The sequence below is a fragment of the Mesorhizobium amorphae CCNWGS0123 genome, assembly GCF_001686985.1.
GTDB classification, from domain to species: domain Bacteria; phylum Pseudomonadota; class Alphaproteobacteria; order Rhizobiales; family Rhizobiaceae; genus Mesorhizobium; species Mesorhizobium amorphae.
Genome location: NZ_CP015318.1, coordinates 1448765 through 1470212 on the forward strand (window position 1 = coordinate 1448765; position 21448 = coordinate 1470212).

At 63.7% G+C, this 21448-nt stretch carries 20 protein-coding genes and 1 pseudogene; 6 read left to right on the forward strand and 15 right to left on the reverse strand.

Going from position 1 to position 21448, the window contains the following annotated elements:
• Positions 1 to 54 precede the first annotated feature (54 nt).
• The 3 genes from A6B35_RS06875 to A6B35_RS06885 all read right to left on the reverse strand — a co-directional run bounded on the left by A6B35_RS06875 (position 55) and on the right by A6B35_RS06885 (position 3517).
• Positions 55 to 1155: a porin gene (locus tag A6B35_RS06875; protein ID WP_006206876.1), complete on the reverse strand. Its 1101-nt coding sequence runs from the start codon at positions 1153 to 1155 to the stop codon at positions 55 to 57.
• A gap of 364 nt (positions 1156 to 1519) precedes the next feature.
• Positions 1520 to 2266, reverse strand: a complete 747-nt coding sequence (locus A6B35_RS06880) for an antitoxin Xre/MbcA/ParS-like domain-containing protein (RefSeq protein ID WP_006206875.1) — start codon at positions 2264 to 2266, stop codon at positions 1520 to 1522.
• A gap of 258 nt (positions 2267 to 2524) precedes the next feature.
• Positions 2525 to 3517: an adenosine kinase gene (locus tag A6B35_RS06885; protein ID WP_006206874.1), complete on the reverse strand. Its 993-nt coding sequence runs from the start codon at positions 3515 to 3517 to the stop codon at positions 2525 to 2527.
• 372 nt (positions 3518 to 3889) lie between these two features.
• Between A6B35_RS06885 and A6B35_RS06890 the strand changes: the two are divergent.
• A pseudogene (locus A6B35_RS06890) lies at positions 3890 to 4791 on the forward strand (DMT family transporter).
• A gap of 76 nt (positions 4792 to 4867) precedes the next feature.
• Positions 4868 to 5566, forward strand: coding sequence for a sulfate transporter family protein (locus tag A6B35_RS06895; protein WP_006206872.1), 699 nt, complete (start codon positions 4868 to 4870; stop codon positions 5564 to 5566).
• A 41-nt stretch (positions 5567 to 5607) separates the two neighbouring features.
• On the opposite strand, the gene A6B35_RS06900 is transcribed toward A6B35_RS06895, so the two are convergent.
• The 5 genes from A6B35_RS06900 to A6B35_RS06920 all read right to left on the reverse strand — a co-directional run bounded on the left by A6B35_RS06900 (position 5608) and on the right by A6B35_RS06920 (position 9117).
• Positions 5608 to 6411, reverse strand: a complete 804-nt coding sequence (locus A6B35_RS06900) for an isocitrate lyase/PEP mutase family protein (protein WP_006206871.1) — start codon at positions 6409 to 6411, stop codon at positions 5608 to 5610.
• 79 nt (positions 6412 to 6490) lie between these two features.
• Entirely contained in the window at positions 6491 to 7342 is an 852-nt protein-coding gene (locus A6B35_RS06905) for a hypothetical protein (RefSeq protein ID WP_006206870.1), read from the reverse strand.
• A gap of 78 nt (positions 7343 to 7420) precedes the next feature.
• Positions 7421 to 8077 carry an HAD family hydrolase gene (locus A6B35_RS06910; protein WP_006206869.1) on the reverse strand — a complete coding sequence of 219 codons (657 nt, stop codon included), beginning with the start codon at positions 8075 to 8077 and terminating at the stop codon, positions 7421 to 7423.
• Entirely contained in the window at positions 8077 to 8562 is a 486-nt protein-coding gene (gene dut / locus A6B35_RS06915) for a dUTP diphosphatase (RefSeq protein ID WP_006206868.1), read from the reverse strand. Before dut ends, A6B35_RS06910 begins: the two co-directional genes overlap by 1 nt.
• 84 nt (positions 8563 to 8646) lie before the next feature.
• Positions 8647 to 9117: an Lrp/AsnC family transcriptional regulator gene (locus A6B35_RS06920; protein WP_006206867.1), complete on the reverse strand. Its 471-nt coding sequence runs from the start codon at positions 9115 to 9117 to the stop codon at positions 8647 to 8649.
• A gap of 115 nt (positions 9118 to 9232) precedes the next feature.
• On the opposite strand from A6B35_RS06920, the gene A6B35_RS06925 reads away from it, so the two are divergent.
• The 3 genes from A6B35_RS06925 (at position 9233) to A6B35_RS06935 (ending at position 11846) form a co-directional block, all read left to right on the forward strand.
• Positions 9233 to 9484, forward strand: coding sequence for a DUF6356 family protein (locus tag A6B35_RS06925; protein WP_006206866.1), 252 nt, complete (start codon positions 9233 to 9235; stop codon positions 9482 to 9484).
• A gap of 15 nt (positions 9485 to 9499) precedes the next feature.
• On the forward strand, positions 9500 to 10300 hold the full coding sequence (locus A6B35_RS06930; protein ID WP_006206865.1) for a class II glutamine amidotransferase: 801 nt from the start codon (positions 9500 to 9502) through the stop codon (positions 10298 to 10300).
• A 172-nt stretch (positions 10301 to 10472) separates the two neighbouring features.
• A complete protein-coding gene (locus A6B35_RS06935; RefSeq protein WP_006206864.1) occupies positions 10473 to 11846 on the forward strand; it encodes an amidase in 1374 nt (457 codons plus the stop codon).
• Here A6B35_RS06935 and A6B35_RS06940 read toward each other — a convergent pair.
• The gene (locus A6B35_RS06940; protein ID WP_006206863.1) at positions 11840 to 12913 is read right to left on the reverse strand and encodes an NAD(P)/FAD-dependent oxidoreductase; all 1074 of its coding nucleotides are present in this window, start codon (positions 12911 to 12913) and stop codon (positions 11840 to 11842) included. The two genes, A6B35_RS06935 and A6B35_RS06940, sit on opposite strands and share 7 nt — an antisense overlap.
• A gap of 141 nt (positions 12914 to 13054) precedes the next feature.
• Here A6B35_RS06940 and A6B35_RS06945 point away from each other — a divergent pair, with 141 nt between their 5' ends.
• A complete protein-coding gene (locus A6B35_RS06945; protein WP_006206862.1) occupies positions 13055 to 14647 on the forward strand; it encodes a peptide chain release factor 3 in 1593 nt (530 codons plus the stop codon).
• A gap of 139 nt (positions 14648 to 14786) precedes the next feature.
• Here the strand turns inward: A6B35_RS06945 and A6B35_RS06950 are convergent, their stop codons facing one another.
• From A6B35_RS06950 to A6B35_RS06975, 6 genes are all read right to left on the reverse strand, one after another.
• Positions 14787 to 16214 (reverse strand): gamma-aminobutyraldehyde dehydrogenase, encoded by a 1428-nt coding sequence (locus A6B35_RS06950; RefSeq protein ID WP_065518159.1) that lies wholly within the window; start codon positions 16212 to 16214, stop codon positions 14787 to 14789.
• A gap of 27 nt (positions 16215 to 16241) precedes the next feature.
• The gene (locus A6B35_RS06955) at positions 16242 to 17057 is read right to left on the reverse strand and encodes an ABC transporter permease (protein WP_006204426.1); all 816 of its coding nucleotides are present in this window, start codon (positions 17055 to 17057) and stop codon (positions 16242 to 16244) included.
• The gene (locus A6B35_RS06960; protein WP_006204424.1) at positions 17047 to 18015 is read right to left on the reverse strand and encodes an ABC transporter permease; all 969 of its coding nucleotides are present in this window, start codon (positions 18013 to 18015) and stop codon (positions 17047 to 17049) included. The genes A6B35_RS06955 and A6B35_RS06960 overlap by 11 nt, the downstream gene beginning before the upstream one ends.
• Positions 18012 to 19010 (reverse strand): ABC transporter ATP-binding protein, encoded by a 999-nt coding sequence (locus tag A6B35_RS06965; protein WP_006204423.1) that lies wholly within the window; start codon positions 19008 to 19010, stop codon positions 18012 to 18014. The genes A6B35_RS06960 and A6B35_RS06965 overlap by 4 nt, the downstream gene beginning before the upstream one ends.
• Positions 19011 to 19226: 216 nt before the next feature.
• Complete coding sequence (locus A6B35_RS06970) at positions 19227 to 20381, reverse strand: ABC transporter substrate-binding protein (protein ID WP_006204422.1); 1155 nt, start codon at positions 20379 to 20381, stop codon at positions 19227 to 19229.
• Between the two features lie 142 nt (positions 20382 to 20523).
• Complete coding sequence (locus tag A6B35_RS06975; RefSeq protein WP_006204420.1) at positions 20524 to 21435, reverse strand: LysR family transcriptional regulator; 912 nt, start codon at positions 21433 to 21435, stop codon at positions 20524 to 20526.
• Positions 21436 to 21448 lie beyond the last annotated feature (13 nt).

Here is a 21448-nt window from a genome sequence, read left to right on the forward strand (position 1 = left end):
GAAAAGGCCCGCGGCATTTGCCGCGGGCCTTTTCGTCGAGATTGCAGGTTCCGGTCAGAACGAACGCTGGAAGCGGACGATGCCGCCGATCGCGTCGGCGTTGCTGGCGTCGAAATTGTCGAAATAGTCGACTTCGCCGGTAATGGTGTAGCCGGGGACGATGGTGTAGGCGATGTTCGCCGCCACCGCGAAGTCCTTGGCGTCGGTGTAGGAAACCTGCGTGTTGAAGGCCACCTTCGAGCTGAACTTGTAGGTGCCGCCGCCCCAGACGGCGAAATTGCCGGTCCACGGCTTGTAGAAGCCGACGCCGTTGGCCGGGATGGCGTTGCTGGCGTCCGACAGGTTATCGTCGGTGCCGTAGCCTGCCATCACGAACAGGGTCAGATCCTTTGTCGCATTCACGTCGAGGCGAACCTTGCCGGCCACCTCTTCATAGTTGCTGTCATAGGCAACGACGCCGGTGACCGCACCCCAGTCGCCCTTATACTTCACACCGCCGACGACATGCGGAACATAGCTGTCGATCGTGCCAGTCACGCCAGAACCCTCTTCGAGCGAAACCACCGCCGAGAAGCCGTTGCCGGCGTCGAAATAGTAGCTGATCAGGTTGGTGTCCTTGATGCCGTAAGGAATGATCGTGTCCTGGACGACATTGCCGGCATAGCCGATGAACGAGTCATAGACCGATTCATCCTTACCGACCCGCAAGCCACCGAGCTGAATCCAGGCGAAGTTCAGCGTCGTAGTCTTGTTGCCAGCGTCACTGGCGGAGCCCGTGTTGCCGAAGTTGAAGCGGGTCTCGGTATAGGTCTTCAAGGTGCCGAGTTCGGTTTCCTGGGCGGTCCAGGTCTTCAGGTTGAAGCGGGCGTTCTTGTTCCAGGCATCGTTGATGCCGCCGTCTTCCCGGTCTGCGCGCTTGGTGCCGTCCATCACGCGGCCGCCGTCGCCGAACGAGGCGTCATAGCGGACATAGCCGCCGATGCGCAGGCAGGTTTCGGTGCCGGGAATGTAGAAGTAGCCGGCACCGTAGACGTCGCAGATCTTGACATATTCGGCCGGTTCCGGCTCGGCGACGACGACCGCGTCGGCGGCGCGTGCGCCCGAAACTGCGATCAAAGCCGCAGCGGAGCCGAGAAGAAGGCTCTTGATGTTCATTTTCTTGAATCTCCAGTCAAAGGTTCAAATCAGGTCCGGGCATGGCTCTGAAGCCTGCCGCTTCACCCCACGTTGAAAGCCGCGCACCGCGCCGTTCTTTCGCCCCCGACATGGCCCAAGTGGCGGCGCCGTTCAACAGAGATTGTGTTCAAAAACGACTTTGCGCTTCTTAAAAGAGTATTGTTGCACAAATATCACGTCATGCATTTGATAAGATGGCACAATTGGCACGTTTGAAACAAATGACACAATGATTTGTATTTAGATAAAACTGAGGAAGTCGAATATTGACTGCTATATGAACAGTTATTATTTGGCTAATATCTGGAAACGGCAGATCGGGAGCGACGAAAAATCCGGAAAGTCAATCGGGCGAAAAATCGCGCGCGGCCGGCACGACGTCGCCCACCATGTCCTGCTTCAACATCTCGATCGGAATGCGGCCATCGAGCTCGGGCGAAGGGCGGGTCAGCCAGAACCAGGCAAGCCTTGGATTGGCGATCGCCGCCAGCACCTCGCTTATCCCCGCAGCCGGCCTGCCATCGATGAACTGGGCCAGCGGGAAGACATGCTTGCGGCCACCCTTGCGCAGCGCAATGACCTCGTTGCGCCTTTGCCAGCGGTGCAGCGTCGAGCGCGGTATGCGAAACTTCTCCTCCAGATAGGTCGATCCGGCGACCTCGCCTGCCCAGTCCTCGATCAGCTTTGATTGAAGATCATCGATCGGCTTGCGGAGGGTGAGGGATGCAAGCCTCTTGGTGTCCTTTGCCGGCGCAGGGCTCTCATCCGCGCTGCCTGCATTTGTCATGCCAGGGCCGGCGCTTGCCGTGCCAGGGCCGGCGCTTGCTGTGCCGCCGCGCGCAATCTTGCCCGCCATTGCGCGGAAGAACTCGGTGGCGAGCGCAGTCCATTCGCTGATCGCAAGCCGTTCCGTCTGCGACAGGAAGGGAAGTGCCGCGGCAATGTTGCCGGCGATCACGCTGGTTGAAACCACGGCCTGTGCGTCAAGAACGACGCCATGCTGGATCAGTGCCAGTTGCACAGCTTCCGCCACCAGGCCTGCCAAGGCCTCCTGCGAAGTTCCGTCCATCGGATTTTGAAATCTGGTCATGCATCTGTCTTGCTGGCCGCGCGCGCTCCTCCACAGCTGCGGCCGCTTGCTGAACGGCTACAACGGAAAGCGAAAATCGCAGCGGCGACAGATGCAGCGACCCGACAGGTTGCTGTCTTGCATTTTTTGACACCCCGACTGGCTGCGGGCGTCTCGAAATGTCAGTCGCGAAACGCCTCGATTGCGTCTAGGTGCGCTCTGTGACAGGCGCGCGACAGGCCGCGTCTTTTGATGCCCGTCAGGGGTGACGCTGCGAGACTATAGCAGCCCCGCCAGTTGGGCCGCGCTGCGCAAATTCTGCCGCGGCCGCGGCCCGATCTGCTGGATCACCAGCCCGGCCGCCAGCGAGCCGAGATCGCCGCAATCCTTCAGGCTGCGTCCCGCAGTGTAACCGTAGAGGAAGCCGGCGGCATAGAGGTCGCCGGCACCGGTGGTATCGACCAGTTCGCGGATCGTCGTCGCCTTGATAGTGACGGTCTCGTCGCCGCGCACGATCACCGAGCCCTTTTCCGAGCGGGTGACGGCGGCGATCTTGCAATCCTTGCGGATCGCCGCCAGCGCCTGTTCGAAAGACGAAGTCTGATAGAGCGATTTGATCTCGTGGCTGTTGGCGAAGACGATATCGACGGTGCCCGAGCGCATCAGGTCGAGGAATTCGTCGCGGTAGCGGTCGACGCAGAACGAATCCGACAGCGTCATCGACACTTCGCGCCCGGCTTCATGCGCCAGCTTCGCCGTCTGTCGGATCGCTTCCTTGGCGCGCGGCGGATCCCATAGGTAGCCCTCGAAATAGGTGACCTTGGCCCCTGAGGCCTTGTCGGCCTCGACGTCCTCCGGGCCGAGCTCGACGCAGGCGCCGAGATAGGTATTCATCGATCGCTCGCCATCCGGCGTGACGAAGATCATCGACCGCGCCGTCGGCGGCTGGCCCTGGAGCGGCCTGGTGTCGAAGGCGACGCCCTGGGCCTGGATGTCGTGGGTGTAGATTTCGCCGAGCGGGTCGTTGGACACCTTGCCGAAGAATGCGGCGCGGCCGCCGAAGCTGGCGATGCCCGCCGCCGTGTTGCCGGCGCTGCCGCCCGACGCCTCGATCGCCGGCCCCATGCGGCTGTAGAGCAGCTCGGCGCGCCTGGTGTCGATCAGGTTCATCGCGCCCTTGATGATGCCGTTGGTCTCGAGGAACGCCTCGTCGCACTGGGCGATGATGTCGACAATGGCATTGCCGATACAAAGCACGTCATAGTCCGGCATCAATATCTCCGCCAACAACCACCGGCTTTCTGCCATGCCGGCCGCGCGCGGGTCTAGACCATGATCCCGAAAAGGGGAACCCGGTTTCGGACAAGATCGTGGTCAAACAGAAAATAGAGCCCCAGCCCGATTCAATCAGGCTGGATCAGGCTCTGGAGTTGCCGCCGCTTTGCCTGCCCCGAAAATCGGCATTGTCTTCCGCGACGCCGACCTGTGGCTGCCATTGGCAACTTCGCTGCGGCAGCCGTCGGATCGAACTGGACCATGGCAGCTGTGACCATGGCAGCTATGGTTGCATCCAGATCGAAGCATTTTCGTTTCTTCTTGAGCTAGAAGCGGGACCGATCGAAGTTTCCGAGGCGCGAACCGGCAATGCCCGAAAAGACCAACATGACCACCGAACTGGCCCTGCTCGGTGTGCTGGCCGTGCTCTGGGGTCGTCCTACTCCTTCATCAAGGTCGGCGTCGAGACGATCCCGCCGGTGACCTTCATCGCAGGGCGGACTTTGATCGCCGGCGGCATCCTGCTCGCGCTCATCCGCTGGCGCGGCCTCGCCATGCCGAGGGATGTGGTGACCTGGCGCCGGTTCATGTTCCAGGCCTGCCTGAACAGCGTTGTCCCATTCACGCTGATTGCCGCCGCCGAACGCTCCATCGATGCCGGCCTTGCCACCATCCTCAACGCGACCTCGCCGATCTTCACCTTCCTGCTGACGGCGCTGATCACCCGCCACGAACCGGTGACGCTGCGCAAGCTGGTCGGCGTCGGCGCGGGCATCGCCGGCATATGCCTCATCGTCGGTACCGAGGCGCTGGGCGGCCTCGGCCAGCAGCTCTGGGCGCAGCTTGCCGTCATCGCCGCCACCGTCAGCTACGCGGGTGCCGCTATTTTCGGGCGCAACTTCAGGGGACTCGACCCGATGCTGCCCGCCGCCGGCTCGATGATCTGCGGCACGGCAATCCTCATCCCTCTGAGTCTCATTTTCGACCGGCCCTGGACGCTTTCGCCCTCGACCGCGTCAGTCCTTGCGCTGCTTGGACTGTCGGTCTTTTCCACCGCGCTCGCCTTCTCGATCTTTTTCCGCCTCATCCACACGCTGGGTTCGGTCGGCACGACGTCGCAAGCCTATCTGCGCGTGCCGATCGGCGTCGGCATCGGCGCGCTCTTCCTCGGCGAGAGCCTCGGCCCGACGGCCTGGTTCGGCATGGGTTTTGTCGTCGCGGGCGTGGCGGCCATGACCATCCCGGCCCGCAAGGCAGCACCTGCCGGGTAGGCAAGTCGCTCTTGTGGCCTGCCGGGTCTCCGCCTATCTCGGAGATGTCCGTTTTGTCCCAGGGGGTGGAAAAGCCGTGATCCTTGACGCTGCCCGCGCCGCTGCCAGTCAGCTGTTCTCTCCCGAATTCCGAGCGGTTTTCCTGAAGACGCTCGGGCTGACCCTGCTGGCGCTGGTCGCGCTGTGGTTCGGTCTGACGGGTCTTGTCGATTGGCTGGCCCTGCCGTGGGTCGAGGCGCTGTTGCCGGGCCTGCCGTCCTGGGCCGGATGGCTGAGCGGCATCATCGCCGCCATCGCTCTTGCGTTCGGGATGGCGTTGCTCATTGCACCGGTGACGGCGATCATTGCCGGCCTGTTCCTCGATGATGTCGCCGAAGTGGTCGAGCGCACCGACTATCCCGGCGATCCGGCCGGACGCGCCGTGCCGGCGCTGCGCTCGCTGGTGCTGTCGATAAAATTCTTCGGCGTCGTCATCCTCGGCAACATCGTCGCCTTGCTGCTGCTTTTGGTGCCGGGCATCAACATAGCTGCCTTCTTCATCGTAAACGGCTACCTGCTCGGGCGCGAGTTCTTCGAATTCGCCGCCATGCGCTTTCGCCCGGAGGAGGAGGCCAAGGGCCTGCGCAGAAAGTATGCCGGCACCGTGTTTCTCGCCGGGCTGGTCATCGCCGCCTTCCTCGCCGTGCCCTTGCTCAACCTGGTGACGCCGCTCTTCGCGGCCGCCATCATGGTGCATCTCCACAAGGCGGTCTCGGCACGCGAAAGCCGCCGGTGAATATCCTCAGGGGCTCGCCGCCACGTCGACGACGGTAGGCTTCATTCGCCGGACTTGCCAAACAGCGCCTGCAGCTTGCCGAACGACATGGCGGATCGGGTGAAGCCGAAAGTGCCTTCCTCCTGGATCTCGCGCGCCGCCGTCTCCAACATGCCGAAGGCGAAATTGGTCAGCCACGGCCCGAGCGAGATCCGCTTGACGCCTGCCTGGGCAAGGTCGGCGACGGTGAAGCCCGGCCGCGCCATGACATTGATCGGCTTGCTCACCGCCGAGCACACGGTGCGCACCGTCTCGATATCGCCAAGGCCGGGCGCGTAGAGCACGTCGGCGCCGGCTTTCTCGAAAGCCTGCAGCCGCTTGATCGTGTCGTCGACGTCGTTCCGGCCCCACAGGAAATTCTCGGCCCGCGCCGTGAAGACGAAATCGCGCTTCAGCGCCCGCGCCGCCTCGACGGCTGCTGCGACGCGCTCGACCGCGTGCGAAAAATCGTAGATCGGCTTGTCGGGATCGCCGGTGTGGTCCTCGATCGAGCAGCCGGCAAGGCCGGCGGCTTCGGCCGCGAAGATGGTTTCGGCGGCACGCTCGGCGCTGTCGCCCTTGCCGCGCTCGAGATCAGCCGAGACCGGCAGGCTGGTCGCCGCAGTCACCTCGCGGCAATGATGGATCATGGCGTCGAACGTCACCGCGCCGTCAGGCAGGCCACGCGAGAAGGCAAAGCCGGCGCTGGTCGTCGCCAGCGCGTTGAAGCCGAACGAGGCGAGAAGCTTCGTCGTGCCGACATCCCAGGGGTTGGGCATGACGAAGGTCGAGGCATGCAGGTCGCGAAAGATCTTGCCCTTGTCCATGAAGAGTTTCCTTCAGATACGGAATTGTGATGCGGAGTCTATCGTGCCGGTTTCCGCCGGGCAAACGAATGCGTTTGGGTCAGAAGCGCTTGGCGTTCTCTGCTGACAAACGCTCGAACGCGTCGGAGTCCTTCACGTAGCGCGACACCACCTTGTCCCACCTATAGGTGACCGAGATATCGTGCGAGGAAGCCTCCGGCCGGGCTTCCCCGCAATCCTCCTCGCTGGGCACGGTGGCGTCGGTGACCGTCACCTTGATCGCCGCATAGGGTTGATTGTCGCCACTTGTCTGAAAGGCCAGGTTTTGCGTGCGCCTGTAGGCGCAGACATTTTCATCGAACGTGTAGATCATGTCGATCAGCTGGAAGCGGTTGTCGCGGACCATGATCAGTGCTGTGCCGACATAGCCCTGGTTCGAGTTGAAATGCGTGCTCATGGTGACGACGGCATCGTCGCCGGCGCCCAGCGAAAGTCTGTTCGGTTCACGGAAATAGCTGTTCCTGTCGACGGCGACATTGACGGCGTCGAGCAGTTTCGGTTTGCCGCTGAGATCGTAGAGTGCCAGCACCGCAAAGCCTTCGGCGCTATCGGGAGAGTCGCCGAGGTCGAACAGCATCGTCAGCCGGTCCTTGCCGCCGGTCTTGATGTCGAGCACGGCGGCGTTGGGAAAGCTCGATGTCGGCGGCGGCGAGCCACCGCTATCCGGACCCTCGATGTGGCGCATATCGATCGGCAGGGTTCCGGCATAAAAGCCGTCCGTACCCGTCTTCAGGTCCGGAATGACCATTCTGGCAAGGTCGAGATAGGTGACATCCTGGTGGCCGGGCAGGGCAGTACCCAGATCGGGAAAGCTGACGCCTTGCGCACCCGCTGTCGCCCCAAGGCAAAGCAGCAACAGGCAGAAAAGGACAAGGCGAAGCAAAAGGTTCATGCGTGGCCCCCGGCTGGCGGGCATCAGGCTAGCACGGACAGACGAGGCATACAGCAAGGTCCGCTGGCCGAAATCAGCTCAGTGGATCGGCACCAGGCCGGCCAGTTCGCGCATGTCGTCGAACAGGATGCCGCCGGCCCCGGCCAGGCCGTCGGGATCGGAATACGGATCGGCGTGATAGGAAAAAACGCGCATGCCTGCGGCTATGCCGGCCTCGGTCCCGGCGACGCTGTCCTCGATGACGATGCAGTCGGCGGGCGCGAAGCCCATCGTCGTCGCGGCATGGAGGAACAGGTCCGGAAACGGCTTGCCGCGCCCGACCATGGTCGAAGAGAACATGGCGTGCTCGAACAGCGGCAGCAGCCCCGTCTGGCCAAGCGTGATGTGCATCTTCGACACCCGCGCCGAAGAGGCGACGCAATAGTCGATGCCGGCCGCCCGCACTTTCTCGATGAACTCGCGCACATAAGGGATCGCCTCGACACCATGTGCGAACAGGTCCGGCAAGCCTGCATTCCAGCGCTCGACGAAATCGGCGCCGAGGCTCACGCCGGTCGCCTCGACGTCCTGCTGCACCGAGACCATGCTGCGGCCGGAGAAATGCTTGCGGCAGTATTCGAGGGTGGTTGTGAAACCGGCGGCGCTCAGCCATTCGGCGAGGCGCTGATTGGCAAGGTTCTCGGTATCGACCAAGATCCCGTCGCAGTCGAAAATGACGAGTTTGGGCGTTCCCATTAAGCGGTGCCGGTCGACCCGAATCCGCCAGAGCCGCGCGCTGTACCGCCGGCGAGTGAGCGCTCCTCGATCGCCACCTGGGTCACCGCCGTAAAGACGATCTGGGCGATCCGCATGCCGCGCGTCACGGCAAAGTCCTCGTCGCCGAGATTGATCAGCAGCACCTTCACCTCGCCGCGATAGTCGCTGTCGACCGTGCCCGGTGAATTGAGGACAGTAAGTCCATGCTTGAAGGCAAGGCCCGAACGTGGCCGAACCTGGCCTTCCATGCCCTCCGGAATTTCCAGTATCAGCCCGGTCGGCACCAAAGCGCGTTTTCCGGGCAGGATCAGCAACGGACGGTCGTCCGGCACCGCTGCGCGCAGATCCATGCCCGCTGCGCCCGCGCTTTCATAGGCTGGAAGCGGCAGGCCTTCGCCATGGGGTAACCTGACGAAACCGACGGAGGGGCCGATGACGGAAGTTGGATAAAGGGCTGCGCGCATAAAGCCATTCCTATCGGCACGAATCCCGATTCGGTCAACTCGGCCGCAAGGCTATCAACGGCTTTCTTTTGCGACGGTTCCGTTTCAGCGCAGTTCCACAGGCACGACCGTCGTTTCCTTGATCTCTTCCATGACGAAGGAGGCCGAGACGTCGGAGAGCGCCACCTTGGCGATCAGCCGCTGGTAGAGCCGATCATAGGCCTTCACGTCGGCGACTCGGGCGCGCAGCACGTAGTCGAGGTCGCCGGACATGCGATAGACGCCGGTGATCTCGGGAAAGCCGGTCACCGCCGCCCGGAATCTGCGCAACCAGTCGGGATCGTGGTTGGAGGTGCGGATCAGGATGAACACCGATAGCCCCAGTCCAACCCTGTCGGCATCGACCAGCGCCACTCGCCCGGTGATGATGCCGTCCTCTTCCAGCCGTTTGACCCGTCGCCAGCAGGCATTGCGCGACAGCGACACTCTTTCCGAGAGCTGGTCGACCGACAGCGTGCCGTCACGTTGCAACTCGGCCAGCAATCTTCGGTCTATTTCGTCGATTTCCTGCGACATGTTGGGATGAATGTCCCAATTTGTAGGTCATGACAAGGACAAATTGAGACCAATGAACCTTCGGCCCGTGGCAGGATACCCAGCATCGGGGCTTATCCCGGCAGGAGGGATCACCATGACGCAGCTTTCGAAGCTCTTTACATCGCACCCGGCCAAGGTGGGCGAGAGCTACTTCAGCCATATGGCCTTTGCCGCGTGGTTCTGCTCGCGCCTGTCGATGGCTGCGGGGGCCGCCCTCGTTCACGCTTTCTTGCCGTTTCTGTTCGAGACTACGGCAAGCCGAATCGTCCGCGAACTCTACGAGCGGACGCACAACAGAGGCTCGCACGCGACCAAGGAGCCGGCGGCTCTGATGGATCGCGCATAACGGACGGTAGAAGCGATGTGCCGGTGGGCGGCCTATCTTGGTGAAGCGGTCTTCCTCGAAGACATCATCACGGCGCCCTGTCATTCGCTGATCGCCCAGAGCCACTGCGCCCAGGAAGCCAAGTCGCCGACCAATGGCGACGGTTTTGGTCTCGCCTGGTATGGCGACCGGCCCGAGCCCGGCCTCTATCGCGACATCCTGCCGGCCTGGTCCGACCCCAACCTGAAGAGCCTGTGCCGGCAGATCAAATCCGGCCTGTTCCTCGCCCATGTACGCGCCTCGACCGGCGGCGCCACCAGCCGCATGAATTGCCACCCGTTCATCTCAGGCCAGTGGTCGTTCATGCACAACGGCCAGATCGGCGGCTTCGAAAAGATTCGCCGCGCGCTGGAGAATTCGCTCTCCGACGCCGTTTTCGACCAGCGCGAGGGCACCACCGATTCCGAACTCTTTTTTCTCTTGATGATCGACGAGGGTCTTTCGGCGGATACGCAAGGGGCAGTGTCGCGCGCCACCAGCCGCGTCATCGAAGCCTCCCGCCGCGCCGGTCTTGAGCCGGCTTTGAGGCTCACCGCCGCCTTTTCGGATGGGCAGACGCTCTACGCCGTGCGCTACGCCACCGACGCCCACGCGCCGACGCTCTACACCTCCGTCTTCCGCAATGGTGGCGGCCGCTGCATCGTGTCGGAGCCCTTCGACCGCGACGGCGGCGACTGGCAGGCGATCCCGCCATCGAGTTTCGTCACCATCGGCAGCGACGGCATGGCCATTCGTCCCTTCGCGCCCGCGTCGGCCAAGCTGGCACTCGTCGTCTAATTGCAAATTGCGGCCACGCCGGCAGGACAGGGGGCGTAGCGCGTCGACCTCGACGGATCCAGCGCAATCCCAATCAAGCGCCACAACGCCCTCCCATGCTGAACTTGGCTTGAAGCCGCGCCGCAGCCCGCCATCTTGATGCACAAGCGCGGCCGCCAGCCGGAGTATTGTCATGCACCTCGCCTTTTCCTCCACCATCAAACTCGCTGCCGCGATCGCCGCACGAAATATCTCCGCCGTCGAAGCGCTGGAGGCGCATCTGGCGCAGATTGACCGGCACAACGGAGCGGTCAACTCTGTCGTCATTCTCGACCGCGAAGGGGCCCGCGAGCGTGCGAAAGAGGCCGACGCGGCGCTGGCGCGCGGCGACGCTCTCGGGTCGCTGCATGGCGTGCCCTTCACGCTGAAGGACATGCATGAAACGGCAGGCATGAGAACCACGGTCGGCTTCCCGCCCTTTGCCGACTATGTCGCGAGACAGGACAGCCCGATCGCTGCCCGGCTTAAGGCCGCCGGTGGCGTTCTTGTCGGCAAGACCAATGTCGCGACGATGCTGGGTGATTGGCAGTCGGACAATCCGCTGTTCGACCGCACCGGCAACCCGTGGAACCTCGACCGTACCGCCGGCGGCTCCAGCGGCGGCGCGGCCGCGGCTGCCGCAACGGGCATGACGCCGTTCGAGGTCGGCACCGACATGCAGGATTCGATCCGCCTGCCTGCCAGCTTCTGCGGCGTCTACGGCCTGAAGCCGACCGAGCATCGGATCTCGCTGGCCGACGCCTTCCCCGATCCCGGCGGCGCTGCGCGCAGCGTGCGGCTGATGTCTTGTCTCGGCCCGCTGGCGCGGACCGTCGAGGACCTGGCTTTGATCTACCAGATCATCGCCGGACCGGACGGAAGCGACACCGACCTCGCGCCGGTGCCGGTCGAGCCCATGGAGACGCTCAACCTCAAATCGCTGCGCATCGCCATCGCGCCGTCCTTTCCCGGCTTTCCGGTGGCCGGCGAGATCAGTGCTGCCGTCGAAAACCTTGCCCGCCAGTTGCAGGGCGAGGGTGCCACCATCGAAGAAGCCAAACTGCCTAAGCTCGACCTGCACGACGATCTGGAACAGGGCGGCGAACTGATCGGCATGATGCTGGAGGCAGCGCAGCCGGAACCGCCCGAGCAGCCTTCGACTGTCTCCCGCTGGTTCGAGGCGCTCGCCCGTCGCGACCGCTCGATCCTCGCCTGGGACCGGTTCTTCGAAACCTGCGACGCGCTGCTCTGTCCGGTCGCGATGACCACGGCCTTTGCGCATTGCGCACCGGGTACGTCGATCGAGGTCGATGGCAAGGAGCAGAGTTACTGGATGCTGCCCGCCTATGGCGCGGTCTTCAACTATTCCGGCCATCCGGCGCTGGCGATACCATGCGGACAGGACCGCAACGGCCTGCCGATCGGCCTGCAGCTGGTCGGCAGGCGCTGGTCGGAATCGCGGCTGCTCGGCATTGCCAAGGCGATCGAACCGCTCACCGGCGGCTTCCGCCGCCCGCCCAATTATTGAGCTAAGCGCTCCACTCCATAGGGGGCAAGCAGCGGATCGCGCTCGCAGTCGAGGATTTCGCGAGAGGCAAACAGACCGACAGCCGGCGCCAGCGTGATGCCGGAATGCATGACCGCGACATAGAGGCCGTCGACGCCCTCGGCGCGGCCGATGATTGGAAAACCGTCGATAGGCGTTGGCCGGTAACCGATCGTGTGGAAATCCAGCTCCAGCCCGTCGGCGCCGCGCAGCATGCTCTTCGCTGTCGCGAACAGGTCCCGCGCGGTGGCTTCGGGGTCCATGCCGGGATCGCCGCCGCCGAAATCGGATCCGGCAATGATGCGGCCCTCCAACGTCTGGCGCATATGCAGCGGCTCGCCCATCACCAGGCCGTTGAGCAGCTTTTTGTACGGGCGCGAGTGGACGATCAGGCCGGCCGGTGTCTCGATCGGCAGATTCACCCCGGCCGTCGCGGCAATGGCCGGGGCGCCGGCGCCGGCAGCGATCACCACTTCGTCCGCGGCAATCCGTTGCCCCGAAATCTCCACGCCGGTGACCTTGCCGTTGCTGTGCACCAGGGCGGTGACGGCTCCGACCATCATTCTCGCGCCGCATCGTTCGGCATCGGCCAGCAGCGCTTTCGCGGTGGCGACCGGTTCGGCCACGCCTTCCTCGGCGACATGGAGGGCGAAGTCGGGAGGTTCTACGAGATTTGGCTCGATGCGCGCCGCTTGTTCGCGCCCGATACGTTCAACGCCATAGCCCCACGACGAATGCTCGGCGGCATGGGCTTCCAGCCTGTCCACCGGCATGTCCCAGCACAGGCTGCCGCACCAGGCGAGCGGCAGGCCGGGCAGGTCCTTTGCCAGCCTTGTCCACTCCGTCATGGCGCGGGTGCGCAACCGGAAATAGATCTCGGGATTGCCCCAGCTGGCATTGATCCAGGCAAAGGAATTCGGCGTGGCGACGCCGCCGGCGGCGCTTTCGGCAATCACCGTCACTCGCGCTCCGGCCTTGGCCAGATGCCAGGCGATCGAGGCGCCGATGATGCCAGCGCCGATGACGATGACTTCCTTCGCTTTGCTCATGCTGAACTCTCTCCGAATTGAGCTCCCTGATGCCATTGCGGCGGTCCAAGCTCAAGCGCGGTCGGGGCCCATCCGCCCAAAACCGTCGACAGGCCGGGAAAGCGCTGCTAGAAGCCCGCGCCACAGACAGGATTCCAAAAATTGGCTGAAGACATCGAACAGGCGGTATCGCGCCGCCGCACTTTCGCGATCATCGCGCACCCCGACGCCGGCAAGACCACGCTCACCGAAAAGCTGCTGCTGTTCGGCGGCGCCATCCAGCTTGCCGGCGAGGTCAAGGCCAAGAAGGACCGCATCCAGACCCGGTCCGACTGGATGAAGATCGAGCGTGAGCGCGGCATTTCGGTCGTTACCTCGGTGATGACCTTCGAATATGAGGACAATGTCTTCAACCTGCTCGACACGCCCGGCCACGAGGATTTCGCCGACGACACCTACCGCACCCTGTCGGCGGTGGACTCTGCGGTCATGGTCATCGATGCCGCCAAGGGCATCGAGCCGCGCACGCTGAAGCTGTTCGAGGTCTGCCGGCTGCGCGACATCCCGATCATCACTTTCGTCAACAAGATGGACCGCGAAAGCCGCGATCCGTTCGAGATCCTCGACGAGATCGAGCAGAAGCTGGCGCTGGACACCGCGCCGATCACCTGGCCGATCGGCCGCGGCAAGACCTTTGCCGGCACCTATCATCTGGCGCTGAACGCAGTGCGCAAGGGCGACGCCGAAAAAGAGCGCACGCCGGTCAACGGTCCCGATTCCAATCGCGTCGCCGGTCTGTTGCCGGAAAATGAGCGCGAGGCCTTCATCGAGGAACTGGAGCTCGCGCGCGAAGCCTGCCGCCCGCTCGACATCGATGCTTTCCGCGAGGGCCATCTGACGCCGGTCTATTTCGGCTCGGCGCTGCGCAACTACGGCGTGCGCGACCTGATCGAGGCGCTTGGCGCCTTCGGGCCGCCGCCGCGCGCGCAGGAGGCCGACAGCCGCAAGGTCGAGGCGACCGAGGACAAGATGACCTCCTTCGTCTTCAAGATCCAGGCCAACATGGACCCGAACCACCGCGACCGCATCGCTTTCGTGCGCGTCTGCTCGGGCAAGCTTGAGCGCGGCATGAAGGCCAGACTGGTGCGCACCGGCAAGCCGATGAGCCTGTCGGCGCCGCAATTCTTCTTCGCCCGCACCCGCGTCACCGCCGACGAAGCCTTCGCCGGCGATGTCGTAGGCATCCCCAACCACGGCACGCTGCGCATCGGCGATACACTGACCGAGGGCGAGGAGATCCTGTTCCGCGGCGTGCCCAATTTCGCTCCGGAAATCCTGCGCCGCGTTCGCCTCGGCGACGCGATGAAGGCCAAGAAGCTCAAGGAAGCGCTGCACCAGATGGCCGAGGAGGGCGTCGTGCAGCTGTTTTCACCAGAAGACGGCTCGCCTGCCATCGTCGGCGTCGTCGGCGCGCTGCAGCTCGACGTGCTGAAGGAGCGGCTGAACTTCGAATACACGCTGCCCGTCGATTTCGAGATGTCGCGCTTTTCCGTCTGCCGCTGGATATCGGCCGACGACAAGGCCGAAGTCCAGCGCTTCATCGAGGCGCATCGCGGCGACATCGCCCGCGACCTCGACAACGACCCGGTGTTTTTGGCCCAGCACGCCTTCTCGCTCAACTACGAAGCCGAGCGCTGGAAGGCGATCCGGTTTGCTGCGGTGAAGGATTATCAGGTGCGCGACAAGGCGGCGTAAGCTGCGGCCCTTCCCTTCTCACCTTACAAGCGGAGAAGGGAAGTGCTGCGACGGGCTGCCGGCCCTCCGCTATGGCTCCGGGCGTTCGTCGTTCGAAAAGCCAAATCGTTGGCTTTTCGTCCGCTACGCGGACCGCTCTTCACCCATGCGCCACCATCACATGCCGCACGGCGGTATAATCCTCAAGCGCGTAGAGCGACATGTCCTTGCCGTAGCCGGACTGCTTCACTCCGCCATGCGGCATCTCGTTGGTCAGCATGAAATGGGTGTTGATCCAGGTGCAGCCATATTGCAGGCGGGCTGCCGTCGCCATGGCGCGCGAGACGTCCTTCGTCCACACCGACGACGCCAGCCCGTAGTCGCTGTCATTGGCCCAGTTCACGGCCTCGTCGACCTCGGAGAAGCGTGTGATCGAAACGACCGGACCGAATACTTCGCGGCGCACGATCTCGTCTTCCTGCAGCGCGCCGGCAACAACCGTCGGCTGGTAGAAGAAACCCGAGCCCTCGCCCGGCTTGCCGCCGGTGGTGATCTCGATATGTTTCAGTTCCGAGGCGCGCTCGACGAAGCTGGAGACGCGGTCGCGCTGGCGGCGCGAGATCAGCGGCCCGATCTCGTTTTCGGTGTCGTCGGGGCGGTTGTATTTGATGGTCGAAACGGCCGAGGAGAGATCGGCGACGAGCTTGTCGTATATCTTCTTGCCGGCATAGATGCGGCAGGCGGCGGTGCAGTCCTGGCCGGCATTGTAGTAGCCGAAGGCGCGCAGGCCGTTGACCACTGCGCCGAGATCGGCGTCGTCGAAGACGATGACCGGCGCCTTGCCGCCGAGTTCGAGATGCGTGCGCTTGACCGACTTGGCGGCGGCCTGCAGCACCTTCTTGCCGGTGGCGACGTCACCGGTGATCGAGATCATGTTGACCTTGGCGTGGTTGATCAGCGTGTTGCCGACGCTGTCGCCACGGCCGAGCACGACGTTGACGACGCCTTCCGGCAGGATATCGGCGAGGATCTTGGCCAGCTTTAGCGCCGTCAGCGGCGTTTGTTCGGACGGCTTGAAGACGACGGTGTTGCCGCCGCCGATCGCCGGCGCCAGCTTCCAGGCCATCATCATCAGCGGATAGTTCCATGGTGCGATCGAGGCGACGATGCCGATCGGGTCGCGGCGGACCATCGAGGTGTGGCCGGGCAGATATTCACCGGCGACCACGCCTGGCATCGAGCGGACGGCGCCGGCAAAGAAGCGGTAGCAATCGACGATCGCCGGGATCTCGTCATTGAGCACGGCATTGATCGGCTTGCCGCAATTCAACGCCTCGAGCGCGGCGAACTCTTGCGCTTCGGCCTCGATGCGATCGGCGATCTTCAGCAGATAGCCTGAGCGCTGCGCCGGCGTGGTGCGCGACCAACTGACGAACGCGTGTTCGGCGGCACTGACAGCAGCCTCGATCTGCGCCGGGCTGGCTTCCGGCAGGTTGAGAATGGTCGCCCCGGTCTTGGGATTGAGGATCGGCTCCTCGGTCTCGGTGCCCTTGTCGAAGATCGAGCCGATCAGCATCTGGGTGTCCATGGAGGTTTCTCCCTTATTCTTTTGGGGTTATTTGCCCGAACCGGCGATCTGGTCGCCGTCGCGGGTCAGGTAGTAGGCAAGCAGGATGGGCAGCAGCGTCACCAGCACCACGACCATGGCCACGACATTGGTGACCGGGCGCTGGCGCGGACGGATCAGTTCCTCCAGCATCCAGATCGGCACGGTCTGCTGCTGGCCGGCGGTGAAGGTGGTGACAATGACTTCGTCAAAAGAAAGGGCGAAGGCCAGCATGCCGCCGGCTAGCAGAGCGGTGGCGATGTTGGGCAACACGACATGCCGGAAGGTCTGGAAGCCATCGGCGCCGAGATCCATCGAGGCTTCGATCATCGAACCTGAGGTGCGACGGAAACGGGCGACGGCATTGTTGTAGACGACGACCACGCAGAAGGTGGCGTGGCCGAGCACGATCGTCCAGAACGAGAACGGGATGTCGGCCAGCGAAAAGGCCGAGCGCAGCGCAATGCCGGTGATGATGCCGGGCAGCGCGATCGGCAGGATGACCAGCAGCGAAATAGTTTCACGGCCGAAGAAGCGCGTCTGCGAGACGGCGGCGGCGCATAGCGTGCCCAGCACCAGGGCGATGGCTGTCGAGATGGCCGCGACGCGGACCGACAGCGAAAGCGCTTCCCACACATCCGGACGATTCCAGGTGACGGCGAACCATTGCGTGGTCAGCCCCGGCGGCGGCCAGACGAAGCTTTTCTCTTCGGTGGTGAACGCATAGACGAAGATCAGCAGGATCGGCAGATGCAGGAAGAGCAGGCCGCAGGCTGCGGCGATCTTCAGGCGGAGAGGGGCCGACGGGCCGCGGTCAGAGCGCATCGAAGGCCCCCATGCGCTTGGCGCCCCACAGATAGAAGCCCATGATGACGATCGGCACCACGGTGAAAGCGGCGGCGAGCGGGATGTTGCCGGCCGTGCCTTGCTGCGAATAGACGGCCTGGCCGATGAACAGCCGTGACGTGCCGATGATCTGCGGGATGATGTAGTCGCCCAATGTCAGCGAGAAGGTGAAGATCGAGCCGGCGACGATGCCGGGCAGCGCCAGCGGGAACAGCACGTTGCGGAAGGTCTGGCCGGGCGAGGCGCCGAGATCGGACGAGGCCTCGACCAGATTGCCGGGCACGCGCTCGAGGGCGGCCTGAACGGGCAGGATCATGAATGGTAGCCAGACATAGACGAAAACGATGAAGGTGCCGGTGAAGGACACCGACAGCGAATTGCCGCCGACAATCGGCAGCGACAGCCAGCCATCGAGCAGCCACAGGAGGTGCAGCTTGGCGAGCAGCCAGGTGAGGATGCCTTCCTTGGCGAGGATCAGCTTCCAGGCATAGATCTTGACCAGATAACTCGACCACAGCGGCAGCATGACGCCGAGATAGAACAGCGCCTTCCAGCGGCCGCGTGCGTAGCGCGCAGCATAATAGGCGATGGGGAAGGCGATGATCGCCGAGGCCACCGTGACCAGCGCCGCCATCGTCACCGTGCGCAGGATGATATCGAGATTGGCGGCCTGGAACAGGTCGCCATAGGTCTTCAGCGTGAACTCGCGGTTGATCAGGCCGGAGAACTCGTCGATCGAGAAGAAGCTTTGCAGCAAGAGCGCAAACAGCGAGCCGATATAGACGATGCCGAGCCACAGCACCGGCGGCAACAGCATGAGCAAAAGCAGGAGTTGCGGCCGGCGCCAGAATAGGTCCGACAGCGTGCCGCGCAGGCCGCCGCTTCCCGGCAAGATGGCGGGGGCGGTGGTGCGCGGCATGGCAGCGTCAAGGCTCATGCCGGCTCGTCCATCAGATGCAGATGTTCGCGATTGAAGGTGAGCACGACCGCTTCACCTTCCTCCGGCACCGCAGTGCCTGCCGGCACGATGGCGTGCAGCCTCAGCCCGTCGGCATCAAGCGCCAGTCTTGTCGTAGCGCCGAGATAATTGGTCGAGACGAGACGGGCGGCGACGCCGTCGCCCTTGGCCCCGCGGCCGACGCGGATGGATTCGGGGCGCAGGCTGCCCCAGCGGTGCTGTCCGGAATAACGCTGGACGAAATCCGGCGGCAGCACGTTAGAGGAGCCGACGAAATCGGCGACGAAGCGCGTCCTCGGCCGCTGGTAGATATCCTCGGGCGTGCCGATCTGCATGATCTTGCCGTCGTTGAAGACGGCGACGCGATCGGCCATGGACAGCGCCTCGCCCTGGTCGTGGGTGACGAAGACGAAGGTTATGCCAAGCGCCTTCTGCAGAGATTTCAGCTCGTCCTGCATGTTCTCGCGCAGCTTGAGGTCGAGCGCGCCGAGCGGCTCGTCGAGCAGCAGCACCTTGGGCTGGTTGACCAAGGCACGCGCCAGCGCGACGCGCTGGCGCTGGCCGCCGGAAAGCTGACCCGGCCGGCGCGCGCCATAGCCCGGCAGCCGCACCAGCGACAGTGCCTCTTCGGCCGCCTTCTGCCGCTCCGGCTTGCCGACACCCTTGACCATCAACCCGTAGGCGACGTTGTCGAGCACGTTGAGATGCGGGAACAGCGCATAGTCCTGGAAGACGGTGTTGACGTTGCGACGATAGGGCGGGACGCCCTCTGCACGCTCGCCGAAAATCGAGATCGAGCCCGCGGTCGGCTGCTCGAAACCGGCAATCAGTCGCAGGCAGGTGGTCTTGCCGGACCCGGACGGGCCGAGCATGGCGAAGAATTCGCCCGGCTCGATGTCGAGATCGACCGCATCGACGGCGCGCACGCTGCCGAAATGGCGGGAGACCTTTTGGAAGGAGACGGCGGAGGTCATGGGCTGTCAGTCTGTTGCCTGTTGATTTGTCGATATCGCCAGCGCCGCCACGGATTGCGGGCGGGGCCAGCGAACTGCGCGCCCTTGTGGGGAGGTCGCGCGAAGTCGCGGGTGGGGGTGATCCGGCAAGACCTGCCGAGAATCCCCCCACCTCGCTGACCCCACCCCAACGTTACGCGTTGGCCCTCCCCACAAAGGGGAGGGCGATGGGCTAAATCACCGGCCGCCGATGACGCCGATATAGTCCGACACCCAGCGGTAATAAGGCACGCACTGGTTGTTTTCGCTGGCGCATTTCGACACCGGCGTCTTCCAGAACTTGATCTTGTCGAAATTGTCGTAGCCGTTGGTCTTGCAGCCTTCTTCGCCAAGCAGTTCATTGCCCTTGCAGGCGGCGGGCACCACGGGAAGCGAGCCGAACCAGGCCGAGACATCGCCCTGCACTTTCGGCGACAGCGAGTGCTCGAGCCACATATAGGCGCAGTTCGGATGGGCCGCGTCGGCCTCCATCATGGTGGTGTCGGCCCAGCCGGTGACGCCTTCCTCGGGGATGGTCGAAGAGACCGGCTTCTTGGCGGCGACCAGCGTGTTGACCTGGTAGGGCCACGAGCCCGAGGCCACGACGCCTTCGTTCTGGAAATCGTCGACCTGGATGGCGGCGTCGTGCCAGTAGCGGCCAACCAGCGTGCGCTGGACGCGCAGCAGGTCGAGTGCGGCCTTGTACTGGTCCTCGGTCAGCTCGTAGGGATCCTTGATGCCGAGTTCCGGCTTGTGGAACATCAAATAGTTGGCTGCGTCGGCGATGTGGATCGGTCCGTCATAGGCCTGGACGCGGCCCTTGTTCGGCTTGCCATCGGGCAGGTCCATCGCCTCGAAGACGACGTTCCAGCTCTTGGGTGCTTCCTTGAACACCTCGGTGTTGTACATCAGCACATTCGGACCCCACTGGTAGGGAACGCCGTAATGCACCTTGTCGACCGTGAACCAGGGCGCATCCTTCAGCCGGTCGTCGACCGTCTTCCAACTCGGGACGAGATCGGTGTTGATGGGCTGCACGCGCTTGCCGGCGACGAGCCGCAGCGAGGCATCCCCCGAGGCCGTGACCAGATCGAAGCCACCCTCATTCATCAGCGACACCATTTCGTCCGACGTGTTGGCTGTCTTGACGTTGACCTTGCAGCCGGTGTCCTTCTCGAAGGACGTCACCCAGTCATAGCCCCTGTCGGTTTCGCCGCGCTCGATGTAGCCCGGCCAGGCGACGATATTGACCTCGCCCTCGCCCTTGCCGAGTTCCTTGACCTGGGCGATAGCCTGGCCGGAGAAGGCCAGCGCGACCGTCAATGCAGTGCATGACTTAAGGAATGAATTCATCGTCGATCTCCCATTTTAGGGGCCGCACTCTCGCGGCGGCTTTGGTCCCTGAAATGAAAGGTGCGGCGAAATTTCCGGTTTCGCAAATTCATTTATCAGAAAGGCGATATCGGTTTTTCCGATAGGCCGAGGCCGAGCCTTGTCAGGGCCGCTGGCGGACCGTGCGCTGCGACTGGGCAAGGCCGATGAAGTCGCGCGCAGCCTGCGGCAGGCTGGAGCCGCGGCGCCAGACCATGCCTACCTGGACGACCGGCAGAGTGCCGGAAATATCACGCGATTCGATACGGTCGCCTTCAAGCGACCATGGCCGGTAGACGAGGTCGGGCAGCAGCGCCACGCCGGCACCTGTGGCGACGAGGCTGCGCACCGCCTCCACCGAGCGGGTGCGGAAGGCGACATGCGGCTTGGCGCCAATCGCCGCCAAAAGCTTGCCGGTGTTCTCCTCGATCTCGTCGACGGTGAGCATGATCAGCGGTTCGCCGGCGATGTCGCCGATGCCGATGATGTCGGCGCTGGCCAGCTTATGGCTGAGCGGCACCCACAGGCGGTAGGCCGAGACCTCGAGGATTTCCGACTGCAGTGCTGTGCGGTCGCGCAGGTTCGAGGTAACCATGACGGCGATGTCGAGCTTACCGCCGATCAGCAGGTGTTCAAGGTAATCGCCATTGTCCTCGATGGCCGAGACCTCGACGCCCGGATAGGCGCGACGGTAGCGGGCGAGCAGGTCGGAGAGCACATAGCCGGCGACCAGCGAGGTGACGCCGAGCTGCAGGCGGCCGCCGGCGACCAGCTGGTCGCCGAAGAAGGCGCGGCGCGCATCGGACACATCGGCCAGGATCTTGGTCGCGTGGCGCAGGAACTGGTGGCCCTTGTGGGTGATGTTGAGGCCGCGCGGATGGCGCTCGAACAGCTCGACACCGAGATCGCTCTCAAGCTCCTTGATCGCCTCGGTGACCGAGGATTGCGAGATCGACAGGTTCTGGGCGGCGCCCGACACCGTGCCTTGCTCGGCGACGGCGACGAAGAACTGCAGTTGTCTGATGGTGAAGGCCATGGCCGGACTAAAC

Bases quoted from the DNA above. Each gene is read 5' to 3' on its own strand.
- A6B35_RS06875 (WP_006206876.1), bottom strand. From the start codon at position 1,155: ATGAACATCAAGAGCCTTCTTCTCGGCTCCGCTGCGGCTTTGATCGCA.
- A6B35_RS06880 (WP_006206875.1), bottom strand. From the start codon at position 2,266: ATGACCAGATTTCAAAATCCGATGGACGGAACTTCGCAGGAGGCCTTG.
- A6B35_RS06885 (WP_006206874.1), bottom strand. From the start codon at position 3,517: ATGCCGGACTATGACGTGCTTTGTATCGGCAATGCCATTGTCGACATC.
- A6B35_RS06900 (WP_006206871.1), bottom strand. From the start codon at position 6,411: ATGGACAAGGGCAAGATCTTTCGCGACCTGCATGCCTCGACCTTCGTC.
- A6B35_RS06905 (WP_006206870.1), bottom strand. From the start codon at position 7,342: ATGAACCTTTTGCTTCGCCTTGTCCTTTTCTGCCTGTTGCTGCTTTGC.
- A6B35_RS06910 (WP_006206869.1), bottom strand. From the start codon at position 8,077: ATGGGAACGCCCAAACTCGTCATTTTCGACTGCGACGGGATCTTGGTC.
- dut (WP_006206868.1), bottom strand. From the start codon at position 8,562: ATGCGCGCAGCCCTTTATCCAACTTCCGTCATCGGCCCCTCCGTCGGT.
- A6B35_RS06920 (WP_006206867.1), bottom strand. From the start codon at position 9,117: ATGTCGCAGGAAATCGACGAAATAGACCGAAGATTGCTGGCCGAGTTG.
- A6B35_RS06925 (WP_006206866.1), top strand. From the start codon at position 9,233: ATGACGCAGCTTTCGAAGCTCTTTACATCGCACCCGGCCAAGGTGGGC.
- A6B35_RS06930 (WP_006206865.1), top strand. From the start codon at position 9,500: ATGTGCCGGTGGGCGGCCTATCTTGGTGAAGCGGTCTTCCTCGAAGAC.
- A6B35_RS06935 (WP_006206864.1), top strand. From the start codon at position 10,473: ATGCACCTCGCCTTTTCCTCCACCATCAAACTCGCTGCCGCGATCGCC.
- A6B35_RS06940 (WP_006206863.1), bottom strand. From the start codon at position 12,913: ATGAGCAAAGCGAAGGAAGTCATCGTCATCGGCGCTGGCATCATCGGC.
- A6B35_RS06950 (WP_065518159.1), bottom strand. From the start codon at position 16,214: ATGGACACCCAGATGCTGATCGGCTCGATCTTCGACAAGGGCACCGAG.
- A6B35_RS06955 (WP_006204426.1), bottom strand. From the start codon at position 17,057: ATGCGCTCTGACCGCGGCCCGTCGGCCCCTCTCCGCCTGAAGATCGCC.
- A6B35_RS06960 (WP_006204424.1), bottom strand. From the start codon at position 18,015: ATGAGCCTTGACGCTGCCATGCCGCGCACCACCGCCCCCGCCATCTTG.
- A6B35_RS06965 (WP_006204423.1), bottom strand. From the start codon at position 19,010: ATGACCTCCGCCGTCTCCTTCCAAAAGGTCTCCCGCCATTTCGGCAGC.
- A6B35_RS06970 (WP_006204422.1), bottom strand. From the start codon at position 20,381: ATGAATTCATTCCTTAAGTCATGCACTGCATTGACGGTCGCGCTGGCC.
- A6B35_RS06975 (WP_006204420.1), bottom strand. From the start codon at position 21,435: ATGGCCTTCACCATCAGACAACTGCAGTTCTTCGTCGCCGTCGCCGAG.